The following is a 17,316-nucleotide window of genomic DNA, read 5'->3' on the forward strand; positions in this document are numbered from 1 at the left end:
CTGGAACGAAGGCGCCTTAGCACGATGCCCGGGGCGGGAACAGGTCAGTCGTCGCGTTCCGGCGGGTCATCCTCGTTGGCGGGCGGTTTGCCGTGCTCCCGGCGCAGATGCGCCACCAGCCATTCGGTGTGTTCCTCGCGCTTGCGCATGGCGAACATGCCGAACTGCTGGATGGTGACGGCAAAGATGCCGAGACCGGCGAAGATGAAGACCGTGGTGCCGATCTTGCCCAGCGGGGTCACGGGAACGATCTCGCCGTAACCCACCGTGGACAGGGTCACGACGGTGAAGAAATAGGCGTCGAGCCAGGTCCAGCCTTCGACGTAGCGAAAGAACACGGTGCCCGCGACAACGACACCGAGAAGGGTCAGCAGCAGGGTCAACACGCGCAGCGGGATCATGCGGCAGGATCGGCCCCCGCGCGCAGTTCCTCGATCACCTTCGACCACAGTTCGGGCGGCTGCGCGCCGGGCACCGCGTGTTTGCCCGCGACGATGAAGGTCGGCACGGCGGAAATGCCCATGCCGCGCGCCGCCGCGTCACGCTCGACGATCTCGCGACGGTCCTCGTCGCTGGCCAGCAGGCGCAGCACGACGCTGGCGTCCATGCCGTGGCTGTCGGCGACATCGGCCAGCACCTCGGCGTTGCCAATGTCGCGCCCCTCGACGAAATACGCCTTGAAGAGGCCCGCCACCACCGGGGTCTGCCGCCCCTCGATCCCGGCCCAGTGGATCAGCCGGTGCGCGTCCACCGTGTTGGGGGTGCGGGCGATGCGGTCGAGGTTCAGCTTCAGCCCGGCCTTTTCGGCGTGCTGTTCGACCGGCAGGTAGGCCTGCACCGCGCCCTCCTTGCCGCCAAACTTGGTTTCCAGGTAGGTGCGCCGGTCGATGCCCTCGGCGGGCATGTCGGGGTTCAGCATGAAGGGCAGCCAGCGGATCGCAAAGGGATGGTCCGCATGCGCCTCGAGCGCGCGGTCCAGGTTGGCCTTGCCGATGTAGCACCAGGGGCAGATCGGGTCGGAAAAGATGTCGAGCTGGATCATGAGTCCCTCCGGTTTTGCCCTGTCTACACCAAATGGCGGCGGGAAACAGGCCGTTCCGGTCCGTGTGATCGCTCAGCCCAGGGCATGATCCTGCAGCTTCTTGCGCAACAGCTTGCCGTTGGGGTTGCGCGGCAGGGCATCCACCCGGACAAAGCTGCGCGGGCACTTGTAACGCGCCAGCCGGGTCGCGGCCTCGGCCTTGAGCGCCTCTTCGTCCAGCGGTTCGGCCGAGGTGTAGAAGGCGGCGATGATGCGCACGTCGTCCTTGATGGCGATGTCAGTCACGGCCAGTTCGGTCACGCCGGGCAGGTGGGCCAGCGCCGCCTCGACCTCCAGCGGCGAGACGCGGTAGCCGCCGGCGTTCATCATGTCATCGTCGCGGCCCAGGTAGCGGATGTGGCCCGCCGCATCCATGCTGCCGCGGTCGCCGGTCAGATACCAGTCGCCACGGAATTTCGCCGCCGTCGCCTCGGGGGCGCCGATGTAGCCACGCATCAGGCCCGGGTCGGCGCGGTCCACCGCGATCACCCCTTCGGCGCCGCGCGGCACCGGCGCGCCGTCCTCGCCCAGAATCGCGATGCGCCGTCCGACCTGGGGCCGACCCAGGGTGCCCGGCGCGGCGGGGCGGCCGGGTGCTGCCGAGATGAAGGTCGAGCATTCCGACATGCCGTAGGCCTCGCAGATCTCGGTCCCGGTCGCCTCGCGCCAGCGGTCGCGCAGCGCCTCGGACAGTTTCTCGCCGGCGGCGAGGCAATGGCGCAGGTCCGGCATCGGCGGCACGGGGAACTTCAGCACCTGGCGAAAGACGCCGGGGGCGGCGGCAAAGATCGTCGCCTCATAGCGTTTCATCCGCAGGGCCAGCTGCGCCGGATCGGTTCCGGCGGCGGGGATCAGGGCGGTCGCGCCCATGGTCCAGGGGTCCATCAGCCCGGTGCCCAGCGTGTAGGTCCAGTTGAAGGCGCCGGCGTGCAGCAGCCGGTCTTGGGACCTCAGCCCGTACCAGCCCTCCATCATCATCTGCCGCGCCCAGATCGCCCGGTGCGCGTGGCCCACGGCGCGCGGCGTGCCCGAGGTGCCGGAGGTGTAGATGATGTAAGCCAGGCGGTCTGGGTCGCCCATCGCGTAATCGGCGGGGGGCAGGTCATGCCAGGACTCGTAGGTTTCGCGCTCGACGACCGGGATGTCGGTCGCGGGGCAGGGCACGCCCTCGGCCCGCAGGATCGCCCGGGGCGACAGGTGGTCGAGGATCCTGGCCACCTCCGGTTCGGTCAGTTGCGACGAGGTCGGCACCGGCACGATCCCGGCGGCAATGGCGCCGAGATAGGCGATGGGAAAATCGACAGTGTTCCCCAACCGCATCAGCAGCACGTTGCCGGGCTCCAGCCCGGCGGACAGCAGGCCCGTTGCCGTGCCGCGCACCGCCGCGATCAGCCGCCCGTAGGACCAGCGTTGCGCGCCGGTGGGCCGGACCACGGACAGCGCGATCTTGTCCGGCGTCTGTGCGCCGGCGGCAAGCACATGCGCGGCCAGGTTGAAGGGCGCGGGGCAGGGGGCAAAGCGCCCCTCGTCAAAGAGCGAGAGATCCTGGGACATGACCTCCGCCTAGCCCGAGCCTGCGCTCTGCGCAAGTCTTGGGCACCGGGTGGAGATCGTGAAAATCGCAACGATCGGATGCGGAGACGTAAACCCTTCGGAAAGGTGCCGCGCGCGATACCTGCGGCATGACACGGTCCCTGCATGACACACTGGCGCGCCTGCTGCTGGCGGTTGCGCTGATCGTTGCGCCCGCGGCGGCGCTGGTTGCCAGCTTTGCCGGGGTGCCCGGGCAGGCCGGCCAGCCGGTGCTGGTGGTTGCGCCGCCCTGGGCGGGCGGGGCGGCGGGGGTCGTGGCACGGGCGGGGGGCCGGATCGTCGGTCCGCAGGTTGCCCCGCTGGCGGTCTTTGCGGTGTTCGAGCCACCGCTGCCGCTGTCGGACTTGCGCCGGGCCGGCAGCTGGGCCGTGGCGGATGCGCGACGACTGGCCGCGCTCTGTGGAGGGAGTGCCGATGACTGACCTGACCAGCCGCCTGCGCCGTTTGCGCGGCGACACCCTGACGTTGTCGGTGACGCTGTTGCTGGTGCCGGTGCTGCCCGGCGCGGCGCTGGCCATCGGCGCGCCGGTGCTGCCGGCGGCGGTGGGCGCTGCGCTGCTGGGCGCCATCGCGCTGCTGGCCCGGCGGCTGACCTCGGGGGTGACGGATTTCATCCTGGCCACCGCGATCATGGGGCAGGCGATGCTGCTGGCGGCGGTGTTCGGCGGTCATGCCTTCCAGATCGACATGCACATGATGTTCTTTGCCGCGCTGGCCATCGTGTCGACCATCGGCCGCGTGTCGGTGCTGGTCTGGGCCTGCGCCGTCACGGCGCTGCACCACCTGGCGCTGACCCTGGTGTTGCCCGTGCTGGTCTACCCCTCGGTCGACCTGTGGGTGAACATCCTGCGCACCGGGGTCCACGGCGCCATCGTGGTGATCGAGGGCGCGGTGCTGGCCATCGCCATGGTGCAGCGCAACGAAGTCATGACCGAGGTCGAGCGCACGGCCGCACGGCTGGAGACGGAAACGCGCATGGCGGCCGATGCGCAGGCCGAGTCCGCCGCGGCGCAGGCGCGCGCCGACGAGGTGATCGCCCGCATGCGGGCGGCACTGGGTGCGTTGGCGCAGCGCGACATGACCTGCCGGATCGACGATCCCTTTCCGGCGCAGTACGAGGTGCTGCGCCGCGATTTCAACTTGACCATGGACAACCTGCGCACCGCGTTCCGCGGCGTGCGCGACCTGACCGGCGCCTTCCTGACCGAATCCGCCGAGCTTTCGCGCGCCGTCGGGGGGCTGTCGGACCGCACCGAGGCGCAGGCCCAGTCGCTGTCCGAGATGACGCGGACCACCGCCGACCTCGTCGAAGCGCTGGGACAGACCGCGACACAGGCCCGCGATGCCGCGTCCAGCGCCGATGACGCGCGGTCCAGCGCGGTGCGCGGCGGCCAGGTGACGGAACGCGCCATCGCCGCCATGCGCAAGATCGAGGACAGCTCGCGCCAGATCGCGCAGATCGTCGATCTGATCGATGACGTGTCGTTCCAGACCAACCTGCTGGCGCTGAATGCCGGGGTCGAGGCGGCGCGCGCCGGCGAGGCGGGCAAGGGGTTCGCCGTGGTCGCCGCCGAGGTGCGCCAGCTGGCGCACAGCACCTCCGAAGCGGCCGCCGGGATCAAGAAGCTGATCCGCGACAGTTCGGACCAGGTCGATACCGGGGCGGACCTGGTCGACGCGGTGGGCCGGCACCTGGAGGAGATCAAGGCGCTGATCTCGCGCGCCAGCGAGCTTGGCGGCGCGATCTCCACCCGCAGCATCGCCCAGTCCTCGGCGGCGACGCAGCTGGACGGCATGGTGCGCGACGTGGACCGCGACACGCAGACCACCGCGCAGATGGGCGAGGACCTGGCCGCGCGCACGCAGCGCATGGAGAGCGCGTCGCAGAAACTGTCGCGCGACATGGCCGGATTTGTCTTTGATCCGGCGGCGGGGCCGCCCAGGCGCCGGGCCGCGGCATCGTGATCACGCGCCCGGCGGGCCCGCTTGCAACGGCTATGGCCGGGCCCTATAGCACGTGTCCATGTCGCGAGATCCCAAATCCCTGATCCGTATCGCGCGCGAAAGCGGCGATGCCCTGCACCCCGAGCCGCTGGACCTGGGCCAGCGGGTGCGGGAGCTGCGCAAGGAGCGCAACTGGACGCTGGAACAGGCGGCCCGGCAGGCGGGACTCGCACGCTCGACCCTGTCCAAGATCGAGAACGGGCAGATGTCGCCGACCTACGACGCGCTCAAGAAACTGGCCGTGGGCCTGCAGATATCGGTGCCGCAGCTGTTCACCCCGCCGCAGCAGGAAAAGGTCAACGGCCGGCTTGCCGTGACCCGCGGCGGCGAGGGACAGAGCCATGCCACCGCCACTTATGAACACGAGCTGCTGGCCGAGGCGCTGACCCGCAAGAAGATGCTGCCCTACCGCGCCCGGGTGCGCGCACGCAAGATGGACGAATTCGACGGCTGGGTCCGCCATGACGGCGAGGAATTCCTTTACGTGCTGACCGGCGTCATCACGCTCTACACCGAGTTCTACGAACCGATCGAGATGAAGCGCGGCGACAGCGCCTATTACGACGCCACCATGGGGCACAACGTGGTGTCCGTGTCGCCCGAAGACGCCACCATCCTCTGGGTCACCGCGCTGACCTGAGCGGTCAGTCGCTGGCCAGGTCAACGGCCCGCCGGGCAAGCTCCTTGTGAACGGACAGCCGCAGCCTGTCGGCCAGGTGGCGGGCAAAGGCCGAACGGTCCCCGGGAAGACGCGAGAACCGGGCCTGGTCGATGGCGGGAAAGCGCGCCCCAAGGCGCGTCCCCATCGTATCCCAGTTGGCCGAAAGCTTGTGCCAACCCCTGTCACGCTCCTGCTCCGCTACCGGCCTCCCGTTCTGTCGGGAAAATGTATCGGACCTGTCGAAATCAGGGAGGTGTCAGAGCGCCGAAGGTTGGAAACGGGAAAGGCCCGCGCCGGCCGGGCGCGGGCCTTGATCTCGTCCCCGGCGGGAACCGGTCTCAGCGTTCCGGCAGCAGTCCGCGCGGCGAGAAGCGCAGCACCAGCAGCAGGATCACCCCCATGGTCAGCAGGCGCATGTGCTGCACGCTGTCCATCAGGTGCCCGCGCAGCCAGCTCTCCGCCGGCAGCCAGCCGGTGACCCAGGTCATGATGCCGGGGCCGACCACCTCGACCTGCACCCAGAGGAACCAGATCAGGAAACCGCCCAGCACCGCGCCCAGGTTGTTGCCGGACCCGCCGACGATCACCATCACCCAGATCAGGAAGGTGTAGCGCAGCGGTTGGTAGGAGGTGGGGATCAGCTGGCCGTCCAGCGTGGTCATCATGGCGCCGGCGATGCCGCAGATCGCCGAGCCGAGGATGAAGACCTGCAAGTGGCGGTAGGTGACGTTCTTGCCCATGGCGCGGGCCGAGGTTTCGTTGTCGCGGATCGCGCGCATCATCCGGCCCCAGGGCGATTTCAGCGCCAGCTGCGCCAGCACCAGCAGGATCACCAGCACCACGGCGAACATCACGCCGTAGCTCAGCTTGATGTAGAGCGTCGAGGCGGCGGTGGGCTCCAGCCCAAAGCTCGCGGCGCGCTCGACAAAGGCCGGGTCGTTCTGCAGCACGATGGGATCGGGCACCGGGCGGGGCAGGCCGGTGACGTTCTTGACGCCCCTTGTCAGCCATTCCTCGTTCTTCATCACGGCGATGATGATCTCGGAAATGCCCAGCGTCGCGATGGCCAGGTAGTCCGAGCGCAGGCCCAGCGCGGTCTTGCCGATGATCCAGGCCGCCCCCGCGGCCAACAAGCCGCCGACCATCCAGCCGATCCAGACCGGCAGGCCCAGGCCACCCAGGTAGCCGGTCCCGGCGGGGTTGACCGCCTCGATCGCGTCGACCCCCGGGTCGCGCACCATGCGGTAGACGATCATGCCGACCACCATCACCAGCAGCACCAGCCAGCGGTTGCGCGTGCTCTTCCACAGCACCACGGCGCCGACGATGGTGGCCGCGCCGATCACCAGCGCCAGCAGCGCGCGCGCGCCGCCCGCGGCCCAGGCCTCGGTCACCGGGGGGACGGAGGTCAGCATCACCGCCATGCCGCCCAGCGCGACAAACCCCATGATGCCGACGTTGAACAGCCCGGCGATGCCCCATTGCAGGTTCACCCCCAGCGACATGATCGCGCTGATCAGGCCCATGTTGAGGATGACAAGCGCCAGGTCCCACCCCTGGGCAAAGCCGGTGAAGATGATGAGAGTCGCCACGATGGCGAACATCCCGAGGGTCCGGATCGAATGCGTCATACCGATTTCCCCTTGAACAGACCGGTGGGCTTGAACAGCAGCACCACCACCAGGATCATGAAGCTGACCGCGAACTTGTACTCCGTGGCCATCAGCTGGATGAGGCCGGAAGGCGCCAGCGAGTCGGGCATCAGGTAGGTCAGCACCTTCTTCCAGGCGTAGGTGATCGCCACCTCGGAAAAGGCGATGGTGAACCCGCCCGCGATGGCGCCCAGGGGCGACCCCAGGCCGCCGACGATGGCCGCGGCGAAGATCGGCAGCAGCAGCTGGAAGTAGGTGAAGGGCTTGTACGACTTGTCGAGGCCGTAGAGCGTGCCCGCGATGGTGATCAGCCCGGCGACGATCAGCCAGGTCACCATGACCACCCGCTCGGGGTTGATCCCCGACAGCAGCGCCAGGTCCTCGTTGTCGGAATAGGCGCGCATCGACTTGCCGGTGCGGGTCTTGCCCAGGAACCAGAACAGCGCCGTCACCACCAGGATCGCCGTGACCACGGTCAGCGCCTGCGTGGACTTGATGCCCAGGCCCTCTTCGAGGCCGGTCATCTCCTTGAAGTCACGCACGTTGATCAGAAAGCGCGCCCCGTCGTCAAAGCGGACATCGTCCGCGCCCAGGACAAAGCGGGTGAGGCCATTGTAGATGAACATGACCCCGATGGAGACGATCACGAAGACCACCGGTTTCGCCTTCTGGCTTCGGTAGAAGCGGTAGACGCTGCGGTCCGTGAGCAGCACCAGCGCGGCGGTGCCGGCGATCCCGAAGGGAATGGCCAGCAGCGCCGTCGGCAGCGGGCCCAGCGAGATGCCCCAGGACTGGAACAGCCAGGTGACCATGATCACGATCATCGTGCCAAAGGCCATGGTGTCGCCATGGGCAAAGTTGGAGAACCGCAGGATGCCGTAGATCAGCGTGACCCCCAGCGCCCCCAGCGCCAGCTGGCTGCCGTAGGCCACCGCGGGGATGATCACGAAGTTGGATAGCGCCACGATGGCGTTGAGAAAATCCATCAGTCGTTGCCCTCGTTGGAGTGCCGCCCGGTTGATCCGGGCGCTGTTGTCGTTTCGTGTCCGCCCGGCGCGCCGCGGCGGGATCGGCGCGGGCGGAGCGCGGCTGTCACTCGGTCACCTCGCATTGGCCATGGTAGGTCACCACGGTCAGCGGGTCGGCGATATGCACGCTCAGTCGCGCCAGCCCGTCGAGTGTCGTGGAGACCATGTAGCTGGCCAGCCCGTCGGCGGCGGTGATCACCAGCAGGCCGTTGTGTTCGGCGGCGCGGCCCTCGGCCGGACCGGTGCCCAGTTGCAGCACCGCGTCGCCCGGCAGCGTGCGCGGCAGGTCCATGTCGTGGCCGAACTGGGCAAAGGTGCAGGCTTCCTCGTCGAGGCATTCGACCGTATAGGTGCAGGTCATGCGCGCGATGCCCTGCTCTTCGATCACGTCCACGCCGGCCGCCCCCGCCGCATGTGCCGCCAGCAGGCTTCCCAGGATGATTGTCGTGCGCATCGTCACCTCTCCTTGCATTCGCCGCGCCAGTCGGCATCGGCGCCGTCGCTGAGCCGGACCCGCCCGGTCCGCGGCAAAGTCAGCATCAGGTCCCGCTCCGGCGACCAGAACCCTCGGGTCCCGTCTTCGGTCAGCACCGCCTCCGCCTCGAAGCGGTCGTTGCCCAGCGCCACATGGCTGACCTGGCGGCGCGGCGGATCGTTCGGATCGACCGCAGGGGCAAAGCTGACCGGGTCGATGTCGAAGGTCAGGCGCAGCGTCTCGGCGTCGCGGATCAGGTCGCAGGCGTAAGCCACAGGGGTCGCCGGCGCGGCCGTGGCCAGCGCGCAGAGCATTGCCGCCCCCAATGCCGCTCCCAGTGCCACCTGCTGCCCCCCCGGCATGGCCTCAGCCCCCGAGGAAGGACTTGCGCACTTCCGGGTCGGCCAGCAGTTCCTTGCCGGTCCCGGTAAAGGCGTTGCGCCCCTGCACCAGGACATAGCCCTTGTCGGCGATCTCCAGCGCCTGGCGCGCGTTCTGTTCCACCATCAGGATCGAGATGCCGGTGCGCGCCACCTCGATGATGCGGTCGAACAGCTCGTCCATGACGATCGGCGACACGCCCGCCGTGGGTTCGTCCAGCATCAGCACCTTGGGTTTTGTCATCAGCGCGCGGCCCACGGCAACCTGCTGGCGCTGGCCGCCGGACAGCTCGCCCGCCGGCTGGCGGCGCTTTTCGCGCAGGATCGGGAACAGCTCGTAGACCTGCGCCATGGTGGAGGAATAATCGTCCTCGCGGATGAAGGCCCCCATCTCCAGGTTCTCCTCGACCGTGAGCGAGGTGAAGATGTTCGAGGTCTGCGGCACAAAGCCCATGCCCTGCGCCACCCGGTCCTGCGGCGTCAGCGCGGTGATGTCGCGCCCGTCCAGCCGAACCGCGCCCGAGCGCACGTCCAGCATGCCAAAGACCGCCTTCATCGCGGTCGATTTGCCGGCGCCGTTCGGGCCGACGATCACCGCGATCTCGCCCTTGTCCACGGCGATGGTGCAGTCGTGCAGGATGTCCGGCCCCTTGCCGTAGCCGCCGGTCATCGTGTCGCCGATCAGGAAGGGCCCGCCGGGCGCGTCCTTGACCGGGCCGGAGCGGCGCGTCGGGTCGACGGTGCCTTCGCCGCCGCGCTTGGTGATCGAGGCATCCTTGTTGCCCCGGTCGTTCTGGTAGGGATTACCGCTCATGTCCGCGCCCCCCGTGCGTCGGGGCGCCGCGCCCCAGGTTTCTTCTGGCCGGAAATATCCCGGGGGAGACGCGCCGCAGGCGCGGCGGGGGCAGCGCCCCCCATCGTCGAAGCCGATGCGCAAGGACCGCTCATACCGTTGCCACCTGGTCCTTGTTCTTCAGTCCGGTGCCCAGGTAGGCCTCGATCACCGCCTCGTTGGCCTTGATCTCGTCCAGCGTGCCCTCGGCCAGCTTCTTGCCCTCCGCCATGACGATCACCGGGTCGCAGATGCGGCCGATGAAGTCCATGTCGTGCTCGATCACGCAGAAGGTGTAATTGCGCTCCTTGTTGAGGCGCACGATGGTGTCGGCGATGGTGTTCAGCAGCGTCCGGTTCACACCCGCGCCGACCTCGTCCAGAAAGACGATCTTGGCGTTCACCATCATCGTCCGGCCCAGTTCCAGCAGCTTTTTCTGACCGCCGGAGATGGCCCCCGCCGGATGGTCCGCCAGGTGCGAGATGGTGAGAAAGTCGAGCACCTCGTCGGCCTTGGCGCGCAGGGCGCGCTCCTCCTCGGCGATGCGCTTGCGGCCGAACCAGGTGTTCCACAGCGTTTCGCCGGATTGCCCGCCGGGCACCATCATCAGGTTCTCGCGGCAGGTCATCGAATGGAACTCGTGCGCGATCTGGAAGGTGCGCAGCAGGCCCTTGTGAAACAACTCGTGCGGCGGCAGGCCGGTGATGTCCTCGCCGGCCATCGTCACCTTGCCGCTGGTCGGTTCCAGCGCGCCGGCGATCACGTTGAACAGCGTCGTCTTGCCCGCGCCGTTCGGCCCGACGAGGCCAGTGATCGACCCGGCCGCGATTTCCAGGGATGCGCCGTCGACGGCCCGGAAGGCACCGAAATGCCGGTGCAGGTTGTCCACCTTGATCAAGGATATACCCCCACGGATGCCGCCCTTGCGGGCTTCACTCCAAATGGCGAAAGAGCAGCCCGGACGGGCCGGGCTGCTCTCTTGCGTCGTGTCGGATTACTTGAACTCGACGGTTTCGGCCTTGCCGCCGGTGATGGTGTAGTGGCGGTAGCTGCCGGCGGCCTCGCCCGGTCCGATCAGCTCCACGCCCGACGCGCCGACATAGTCGACGTCACCGCCGGAGGCGAGGATTTCCAGCGCCTTGCCCAGTTCGCCCGGCAGGATCGGCTCGCCCGGGGCGTTGGCCACGTCCAGCAGGTTGGCGGCCACGGCCTCGGAGGTGGCGGCGCCACCCTTCATCATGGCCATCGCGATCAGCGCCGCAGCGTCATAGCTTTCGCGCGTGAACGAGCTTTCGCCGTTGATGCCGGCCGCCGCGGTGATCGTCGCGAAGGCATCCGCGCCGGCGCCCTGCGCCCACGGAACCGACCCGAACGAGCCTTCCAGCGCGTCGGCCAGTTCGGAGAACAGGTTGTCGCCGTACATGCCGTCGGCCAGGATGTAGGTGTCGAAGGCGCCGGTGTCATAGGAGGCCTGGATGATGCCCTTGCCGCCCTGGTCGGTGTAGCCGAACACGGCCAGTGCCTGGCCGCCGGCCGAGGCGAGCGCGCCGATTTCGGCCGAGTAGTCGGCCTTGCCGTCGTCATGCGGCGACGACAGGGTGATGGTGCCCTCGAACGACGAGGCGAAAGCGTCTGCAAGACCCTTGCCGTAGTCGTTGTTGGTGTAGGTCACGGCGACCTCGGTGATGCCCTTTTCCTTCAGGATCTCGGCCAGGACGGCGCCCTGGCGCGCGTCGGAAGGCGCGGTGCGGAAGAACAGGCCGTTGTCCTCGGCGGTCGACAGCGCCGGCGAGGTGGCCGAGGGCGACACCATCGCGATGCCCTTGGGCACGGCCACGTTGGCCAGCACGGCGCCGGTCACGCCCGAGCAATCCGCGCCGACGATGGCGGCGGCGCCTTCGGACAGCAGCCGTTCGGCCGCGGCGGTGGCGGCGGCGGCGTCGACGCAGGTCGAGTCGGCGCGCGCGCTCGACAGCATCACGCCGTCAAGGAATTTGCCCGAGTCGTTGATTTCCTTGAGCGCCAGCTCGGCGGCATCGGCCATCATCGGGGTGATGGATTCGATCGGGCCGGTGTACCCCAGAAGAACCCCGATCTTGGTTTCGCTGGCGTGGCTGCCGGCAAGGGCGACAGAAGCGGTCAGCGCGCAGGCCGTGGAGGCCAGAAGCAGTTTTTTCATCATTTAACTCCCTAGTTGGATCTTGCGTCCTGCGCGGAGCCTATTCAGCCTTTCGAGAAAAGAAAAGGCCCGATGCGACATGTGCGCGCGTGCAAACCCAGCGTCATCCTCTTGTCCCGCGCGCGTCCGAGTCCATATGCCCAAGGACACAGGAGGTGCCCCCATGACGCGTTACGCCGCAACGTTCGCTGTTGGCCTGACACTGGCCGCGCCGCTGCACGCAGAGACGATCCAGACCGCCGCCGGGCCAATGACGGCCGAGCCGGTGGTCGAGGGGCTGGAGATCCCCTGGGCCTTCGGGTTTCTGCCCGGAGGCGCGATCGTGGTGACGGAACGCGACGGCCGCCTGCTGCACGTTCTTGACGGCGTCACGACCGAGGTGCGCGGCACCCCGCGTGTCGTGACGGACGGGCAGGGCGGATTGCTGGACGTGCTGGTGCCCTCCGACTTTGCCGAGCGGCGCGAGCTGTTCTTTACCTATGCCAAGCGGCAGGGGTTTCGCGGGTCGGGCACGGCGGTCTACCGGGCGCGGCTGTCCGAGGATGGCACGCGGCTGGAGGACGGCGAGACGATCTTCGAGATCGCGCGCGGGTCGGGCGGCGGCTTTCACTTCGGCTCGCGGCTGGTCGAGGCGCCCGAGGGGCATCTGTACGTCACCATCGGCGACCGGGGCGCCGACGCGATGGCGCAGGACCTGGCGATGCACAACGGATCCGTCCTGCGCATCACGCGGGACGGCGACCCCGCGCCTGGCAACCCGCTGCTGGACCGCGACGGCGCACTGCCCGAAATCTGGTCCTGGGGCCACCGCAACCCGCAGGGCGCGGCGCTGGACGCCTCCGGTCAGCTCTGGGTGGCCGAACATGGCGCGCGCGGCGGTGACGAGGTCAACCGGATCGACCCCGGCGTGAACTACGGCTGGCCGGTGATTTCCTACGGGGTGAACTACGACGGCTCGAAGATCGGACAGGGAACGGCGCTGGAGGGCATGGCGCAGCCGGTGTCCTACTGGGATCCGTCGATCGCGCCCTCGGGGATGACCTTCTATGATGGTGATATCGCTGGCGCAGTGGCGGACTGGGCGGGCAACGCCTTTGTCGGCTCGCTGAAGTTCGATTATGTCTCGCGGCTCGCCGGCGATCCGCTGGCCGAGGTCGAGCGTATCTCCGGTGAGTCGACGATCCGCGTGCGCGACGTGGCGCAGGGACCGGACGGCGCGCTGTGGTTTCTCAGCGAAGGCAACGGCGCGCTTTACCGGCTGGTCCCGGCCGAAAGCGGCTGAGGCGCTGCGCAAGGTTTTGCATTCTTAGTCAGGGTGTTGCTGGGCGATCTTCGCAAGTCGCCTGAGGGGTGCCCGTGACGGTGACATCGACGCATGTGATGCCGCGCGGGCAAGAAAACCATGGCGCCCCGGGGCCGAGGTTGTCAAAGTGCGCGGCATTGCAACTGTCGGAGAATGACCCCATGCGGATGACCGCCCTTTCCCTGCCGCTGATCCTGTCCTGCCTTACCGCGCCCGCCGCTATGGCGCAGGTGCGCGACAGCGTCTTTGCCAGCTACGACGACTACGCCCGCTTCGTCGACGAAAAGATCATGTCGCGCGATTTCGTCCCCCTCGTTCAGGAGCTGGGCGGCCGCGACGAATACACCGCCGAACAACTGGCCGGCGTGAACGCCCAGCTGCTGAACGCGATGCCCGTCGATTTCACCGGCGTCACGGTGTTCCGCGAGACGGACCTGGGCGGCGGTGTCCGGCAGGAAGCCCGCATGTACTGGACCGGCGAGCTCTACGCCTTTTACTACGCGATCCTGCACGACCGGGGAGACGAACTGGTGGTGGTCAACTTCACGCTGAACACCTCCGTCGCCGATATCATGTCGCGGTTCTGACCTGCCGCGCCGTCAGGCCGGCGGCAGGTCCGCCGGCCGGGACAGGGCAAAATAGGCGGTGTCGCACCATTCGTGGCCGTCGTAGAGAAAGTTGCCCTGTTCGGTCCTGAGGTGGGCAAAGCCCAGCTTTTCCAGCACCCGGCAGGAGGCGGCGTTGCGCGGGTCGACCTCGGCGGTCATGATCTTCAGGTCAGGCAGGCGGCGCCAGAGATGCGGCACCAGCGCCGACAGCGCCTCATGGGCCAGGCCCCGGCCCCAGTGGTCAGGGTGCAGGATGTAGCCCAGCTCGCCCGCCTGCCACAGACCTGCCTTGCCGATGCAGCGGCCGTCACGCGCGATCACATATTCGAGGTCCGTCGCCATCAGGCCGCGCAGGAAACGCCGCGTCACGGCGATGTCGTCATGCGCGGCGCGTGACCAGTAGCGCATGGCACGCGGATGTGACAGCACGGCGTGCAGCGGTTCCAGGTCGGTGGCGCGGGCGGGCCGCAGGCACAGGCGCGGCGTGACGATCCCGCCCACTGCCGCCCCGGTCACACCGAAAGACGCGTCGCCTGCGCGCCGCGCTCGCGGTAGGGGGTCGTCTTGTAATGCGCGCGGTAGCATTTCGAGAAATGCGAGGGCGAGGCAAAGCCGCAGGCCAGCGCCACGTTGATCACGCTCATCTCGGTCTGCATCAACAGGTTGCGCGCCTTTTGCAGACGCAGTTCCATGTAGTACCGCTTGGGCGAGCGGTTCAGGTAGCGGCGGAACAGCCGTTCCAGCTGGCGGGTCGACATGCCCACGTCCTTGGCCAGGATCGCCGGCGAGATCGGCTCTTCGATGTTGGATTCCATCATCTGGATGACCTGGCTCAGCTTGGGGTGGCGCACGCCGATGCGGGTGGGCACGGACAGGCGCTGGGTGTCCTGGTCGGTCCGGATCGAGGAATAGATCTGCTGGTCGGCCACGGCGGTGGCCAGTTCCTCGCCGTGGTCGTTGGCGATGATCTGAAGAAACAGGTCGATCGACGAGGTTCCGCCGGCCGTCGTGACCCGGTTGCCGTCGATGGTAAAGACCGATTTGGTCAGGATCACGTCCTCGAATTCCTCCGAGAAGCTGTCCTGGTTTTCCCAGTGGATCGTCGCCTTCTTGCCGTCCATCAGCCCCGCCTTGGCCAGCGCATAGGTGGCGGTGCAAAGCCCGCCCAGGGTCATGCCCTTGCGCGCCTCGCGGCGCAGCCAGGACAGCAGGCGTTTTGTGGTGGCCTTCTGCACGTCCATGCCGCCGCAGAGCACCACGGTGTCCTCGCGGTGCAGCTCGTCCAGGTCGCCGTCCAGCTGGAACACGGTCCCGGTCGAACAGCTGGCGGTCAACCCGCCTTCGCCGACCAGTTTCCATTCGTACAGCCTTTTCTGCGACATGCGGTTGGCCAGTCGCAGGCAGTCCAGCGCGGCGGCGAACGACAGCAGCGTGAAGTTGTCGAGCAGGACGAAAACAAAGCGGCGCGGCTTGGCAGGCACCTTGTCCAGTTCGACGACCTGGCGCTGCGACGGGGGGAACATGGGGCAACCCTTCTGAGGCAGGGTGCGGTGCGCGGACCGCGTTTGGTTCGGCTCAGATGGTCAGAACTCCCCGTCAGCGTCAAGGGATGTCGCAAAAAACACGGCTGGTCAGGCCCGCGGGGGGCGGGTATACACCGGCTCCGTTAGCGCTCGAAACGATCAACCGGAGAGAACAGATGACCGAGTGGCAGAAAGCGAACTGGCGCGACAAGCCGCGGGTGCAGATGCCCGACTATACGGACGCTGCCGCCCTGAATGCCGTCGAGGCGCAGCTGGGCAAGTATCCGCCCCTGGTCTTTGCCGGTGAAGCGCGCCGGTTGAAGCAGCACCTGGCCGCGGCCGGGCGGGGCGATGCGTTCCTGTTGCAGGGCGGCGATTGCGCCGAGAGCTTTGAGCAATTCAGCGCCAACTCGATCCGTGACACCTTCAAGGTGATGCTGCAGATGGCGATGGTGCTGACCTTCGGCGCCAAGGTCCCGGTGGTCAAGGTGGGCCGCATGGCCGGCCAGTTCGCCAAGCCGCGCAGCGCCCCGACCGAGGTGGTGAACGGCGTCGAGTTGCCCAGCTACCGCGGCGACATCATCAACGAACTGGCCTTCACCCCCGACGCGCGCATTCCCGATCCGCGCAAGATGCTGCAGGCCTACACCCAGGCGGCGGCCACGCTGAACCTGCTGCGCGCCTTTTCGACCGGCGGCTATGCCGACGTGCACCAGGTGCACCAGTGGACGCTGGGCTTTACCGAAGGCGAAAAGGCCGCGCGCTACCGCGACATGGCCTCGCGCATCACCGACGCGCTGGATTTCATCCGCGCGGCCGGCGTCTCGAACGAGCAGGCGCACACCTTGCATACTGTCGAGTTCTACACCTCGCACGAGGCGCTGCTGCTGGAATACGAAGAGGCGATGACGCGCAACGACTCGACCTCGGGCAAGTGGCTGGCGGGCTCCGGGCACATGGTCTGGATCGGTGACCGCACGCGGCAGCCGGACGGCGCGCACGTCGAATTCTGCCGCGGCATCCTGAACCCGGTGGGCCTGAAGTGCGGCCCGACCACCACGGCCGAAGACCTCAAGGTGCTGATGTCCAAGCTGAACCCGGCCAACGAGGCGGGCAAGCTGACGCTGATCGCGCGGTTCGGCGCCGGCAAGGTGGCCGAGAACCTGCCGCGCCTGATCCAGGCGGTGCAGGAAGAGGGCGCCACCGTGACCTGGGTCTGCGATCCGATGCACGGCAACACCATCAAGTCCGCGACCGGCTACAAGACGCGGCCCTTCGACTCGGTCCTGCGCGAGGTGCGCGAGTTCTTTGCCGTGCACGAGGCCGAGGGCACGATCCCCGGCGGCGTGCACTTCGAGATGACCGGCCTGGACGTGACCGAATGCACCGGCGGCGTGCGCGAAGTCACCGAAGAGGACCTGTCGGACCGCTACCACACCGCCTGCGACCCGCGTCTGAACGCCTCGCAGTCGCTGGAGCTGGCCTTCCTCGTAGCCGAGGAACTGGTGGCGCGCCGGGCCAAGGCAGCCGAGGCGGCGAACGGCTGAAGATCGCCGCTCAGGTGTCTGGAAACGAATGGAAAAGGGGTCCTTTCGGGCCCCTTTTTCACGCAGGCGGGCGGACAGGGCGCGGATCAGCGGAGCGCGGGCGCAGGTCCATGGGGCCGCAAATGACGACTGGCCGCTGCGCGTCATCGCGGCCGAGCGCCTTGGCCCCCTCGCGGACTGCGGCGCTTTCGGGTCTGGCCGATGGCCAGGCAGATCACCGCCACTTTCGCGAAAGAGGCCAGGATCACCCCGGACGCGAACATCAGTTTCGCGCGGTAAACCTTTGCCTAAAGCGTCACGCCTTTAACCTGAGACATATCCAGCAGCCTTGAAGTAGTTCCAACATTCTTGCTCCGAGTAGAGGTCGCAGACATGACCGATTGCTTTGAACATTTCGGTGAATGTCCTCGCGCCGATCCGTCTGAGTTGGGCCTTGAGCTTAGAGAAGGC

At 67.8% G+C, this 17,316-nt stretch carries 19 protein-coding genes and 1 pseudogene; 6 read left to right on the top strand and 14 right to left on the bottom strand.

Annotated elements, in window-relative coordinates; all coding sequences use genetic code 11:
• Positions 1-44: 44 nt before the first annotated feature.
• The 3 genes from MAA8898_RS24140 to MAA8898_RS24150 form a co-directional block, all read right to left on the bottom strand.
• The gene (locus tag MAA8898_RS24140) at positions 45-401 is read right to left on the bottom strand and encodes a potassium channel family protein (RefSeq protein ID WP_094023587.1); all 357 of its coding nucleotides are present in this window, start codon (positions 399-401) and stop codon (positions 45-47) included.
• Positions 398-1,042 (bottom strand): DsbA family oxidoreductase, encoded by a 645-nt coding sequence (locus tag MAA8898_RS24145; RefSeq protein ID WP_094023588.1) that lies wholly within the window; start codon positions 1,040-1,042, stop codon positions 398-400. Before MAA8898_RS24145 ends, MAA8898_RS24140 begins: the two co-directional genes overlap by 4 nt.
• A 72-nt stretch (positions 1,043-1,114) precedes the next feature.
• On the bottom strand, positions 1,115-2,635 hold the full coding sequence (locus MAA8898_RS24150) for a class I adenylate-forming enzyme family protein (RefSeq protein ID WP_094023589.1): 1,521 nt from the start codon (positions 2,633-2,635) through the stop codon (positions 1,115-1,117).
• 128 nt (positions 2,636-2,763) lie between these two features.
• Between MAA8898_RS24150 and MAA8898_RS24155 the strand changes: the two genes are divergently transcribed.
• Genes MAA8898_RS24155 through MAA8898_RS24165 form a run of 3 tightly spaced genes read left to right on the top strand, consistent with a single transcriptional unit; the run spans position 2,764 to position 5,318 of the window.
• Positions 2,764-3,096, top strand: coding sequence for a hypothetical protein (locus MAA8898_RS24155; protein ID WP_094023590.1), 333 nt, complete (start codon positions 2,764-2,766; stop codon positions 3,094-3,096).
• Positions 3,089-4,639 (top strand): methyl-accepting chemotaxis protein, encoded by a 1,551-nt coding sequence (locus tag MAA8898_RS24160; RefSeq protein ID WP_094023591.1) that lies wholly within the window; start codon positions 3,089-3,091, stop codon positions 4,637-4,639. The genes MAA8898_RS24155 and MAA8898_RS24160 overlap by 8 nt, the downstream gene beginning before the upstream one ends.
• A 58-nt stretch (positions 4,640-4,697) precedes the next feature.
• Positions 4,698-5,318, top strand: coding sequence for a helix-turn-helix domain-containing protein (locus tag MAA8898_RS24165; RefSeq protein WP_094023592.1), 621 nt, complete (start codon positions 4,698-4,700; stop codon positions 5,316-5,318).
• Positions 5,319-5,322: 4 nt separating this feature from the next.
• Here the strand turns inward: MAA8898_RS24165 and MAA8898_RS26465 are convergent, their stop codons facing one another.
• The 8 genes from MAA8898_RS26465 to MAA8898_RS24200 form a co-directional block, all read right to left on the bottom strand.
• On the bottom strand, positions 5,323-5,484 hold the full coding sequence (locus tag MAA8898_RS26465) for a hypothetical protein (protein ID WP_176445304.1): 162 nt from the start codon (positions 5,482-5,484) through the stop codon (positions 5,323-5,325).
• A 193-nt stretch (positions 5,485-5,677) separates the two neighbouring features.
• Positions 5,678-6,970 (bottom strand): branched-chain amino acid ABC transporter permease, encoded by a 1,293-nt coding sequence (locus MAA8898_RS24170; protein ID WP_176445305.1) that lies wholly within the window; start codon positions 6,968-6,970, stop codon positions 5,678-5,680.
• Positions 6,967-7,977 (bottom strand): branched-chain amino acid ABC transporter permease, encoded by a 1,011-nt coding sequence (locus MAA8898_RS24175; RefSeq protein WP_094023593.1) that lies wholly within the window; start codon positions 7,975-7,977, stop codon positions 6,967-6,969. Before MAA8898_RS24175 ends, MAA8898_RS24170 begins: the two co-directional genes overlap by 4 nt.
• 106 nt (positions 7,978-8,083) lie before the next feature.
• Complete coding sequence (locus MAA8898_RS24180; protein WP_094023594.1) at positions 8,084-8,473, bottom strand: hypothetical protein; 390 nt, start codon at positions 8,471-8,473, stop codon at positions 8,084-8,086.
• A 2-nt stretch (positions 8,474-8,475) separates the two neighbouring features.
• Positions 8,476-8,856, bottom strand: coding sequence for a hypothetical protein (locus tag MAA8898_RS24185; protein ID WP_176445306.1), 381 nt, complete (start codon positions 8,854-8,856; stop codon positions 8,476-8,478).
• A gap of 4 nt (positions 8,857-8,860) precedes the next feature.
• On the bottom strand, positions 8,861-9,688 hold the full coding sequence (locus tag MAA8898_RS24190) for an ABC transporter ATP-binding protein (RefSeq protein WP_094023596.1): 828 nt from the start codon (positions 9,686-9,688) through the stop codon (positions 8,861-8,863).
• Between the two features lie 130 nt (positions 9,689-9,818).
• On the bottom strand, positions 9,819-10,604 hold the full coding sequence (locus MAA8898_RS24195) for an ABC transporter ATP-binding protein (protein WP_094023597.1): 786 nt from the start codon (positions 10,602-10,604) through the stop codon (positions 9,819-9,821).
• A gap of 96 nt (positions 10,605-10,700) precedes the next feature.
• A complete protein-coding gene (locus tag MAA8898_RS24200) occupies positions 10,701-11,885 on the bottom strand; it encodes an ABC transporter substrate-binding protein (protein WP_094023606.1) in 1,185 nt (394 codons plus the stop codon).
• Positions 11,886-12,048: 163 nt separating this feature from the next.
• On the opposite strand from MAA8898_RS24200, the gene MAA8898_RS24205 reads away from it, so the two are divergent.
• Complete coding sequence (locus tag MAA8898_RS24205) at positions 12,049-13,167, top strand: PQQ-dependent sugar dehydrogenase (RefSeq protein WP_094023598.1); 1,119 nt, start codon at positions 12,049-12,051, stop codon at positions 13,165-13,167.
• A 188-nt stretch (positions 13,168-13,355) separates the two neighbouring features.
• Complete coding sequence (locus MAA8898_RS24210) at positions 13,356-13,775, top strand: hypothetical protein (RefSeq protein WP_141194941.1); 420 nt, start codon at positions 13,356-13,358, stop codon at positions 13,773-13,775.
• A gap of 12 nt (positions 13,776-13,787) precedes the next feature.
• Here MAA8898_RS24210 and MAA8898_RS24215 read toward each other — a convergent pair whose 3' ends face one another.
• Together MAA8898_RS24215 and MAA8898_RS24220 are read right to left on the bottom strand one after the other, a co-directional pair.
• Positions 13,788-14,312: a GNAT family N-acetyltransferase gene (locus MAA8898_RS24215; RefSeq protein WP_217900536.1), complete on the bottom strand. Its 525-nt coding sequence runs from the start codon at positions 14,310-14,312 to the stop codon at positions 13,788-13,790.
• Entirely contained in the window at positions 14,309-15,319 is a 1,011-nt protein-coding gene (locus tag MAA8898_RS24220) for a GlxA family transcriptional regulator (RefSeq protein WP_094023601.1), read from the bottom strand. The genes MAA8898_RS24215 and MAA8898_RS24220 overlap by 4 nt, the downstream gene beginning before the upstream one ends.
• A gap of 176 nt (positions 15,320-15,495) precedes the next feature.
• Here MAA8898_RS24220 and MAA8898_RS24225 point away from each other — a divergent pair, with 176 nt between their 5' ends.
• Positions 15,496-16,866, top strand: a complete 1,371-nt coding sequence (locus MAA8898_RS24225; RefSeq protein ID WP_094023602.1) for a class II 3-deoxy-7-phosphoheptulonate synthase — start codon at positions 15,496-15,498, stop codon at positions 16,864-16,866.
• A 303-nt stretch (positions 16,867-17,169) separates the two neighbouring features.
• Here the strand turns inward: MAA8898_RS24225 and MAA8898_RS26935 are convergent.
• Positions 17,170-17,316, bottom strand: a pseudogene (locus MAA8898_RS26935) (IS630-like element ISSpo6 family transposase); the annotation flags it as partial.

It is taken from the genome of Antarctobacter aquimaris (assembly GCF_900184945.1).
GTDB lineage: Bacteria > Pseudomonadota > Alphaproteobacteria > Rhodobacterales > Rhodobacteraceae > Maliponia > Maliponia aquimaris.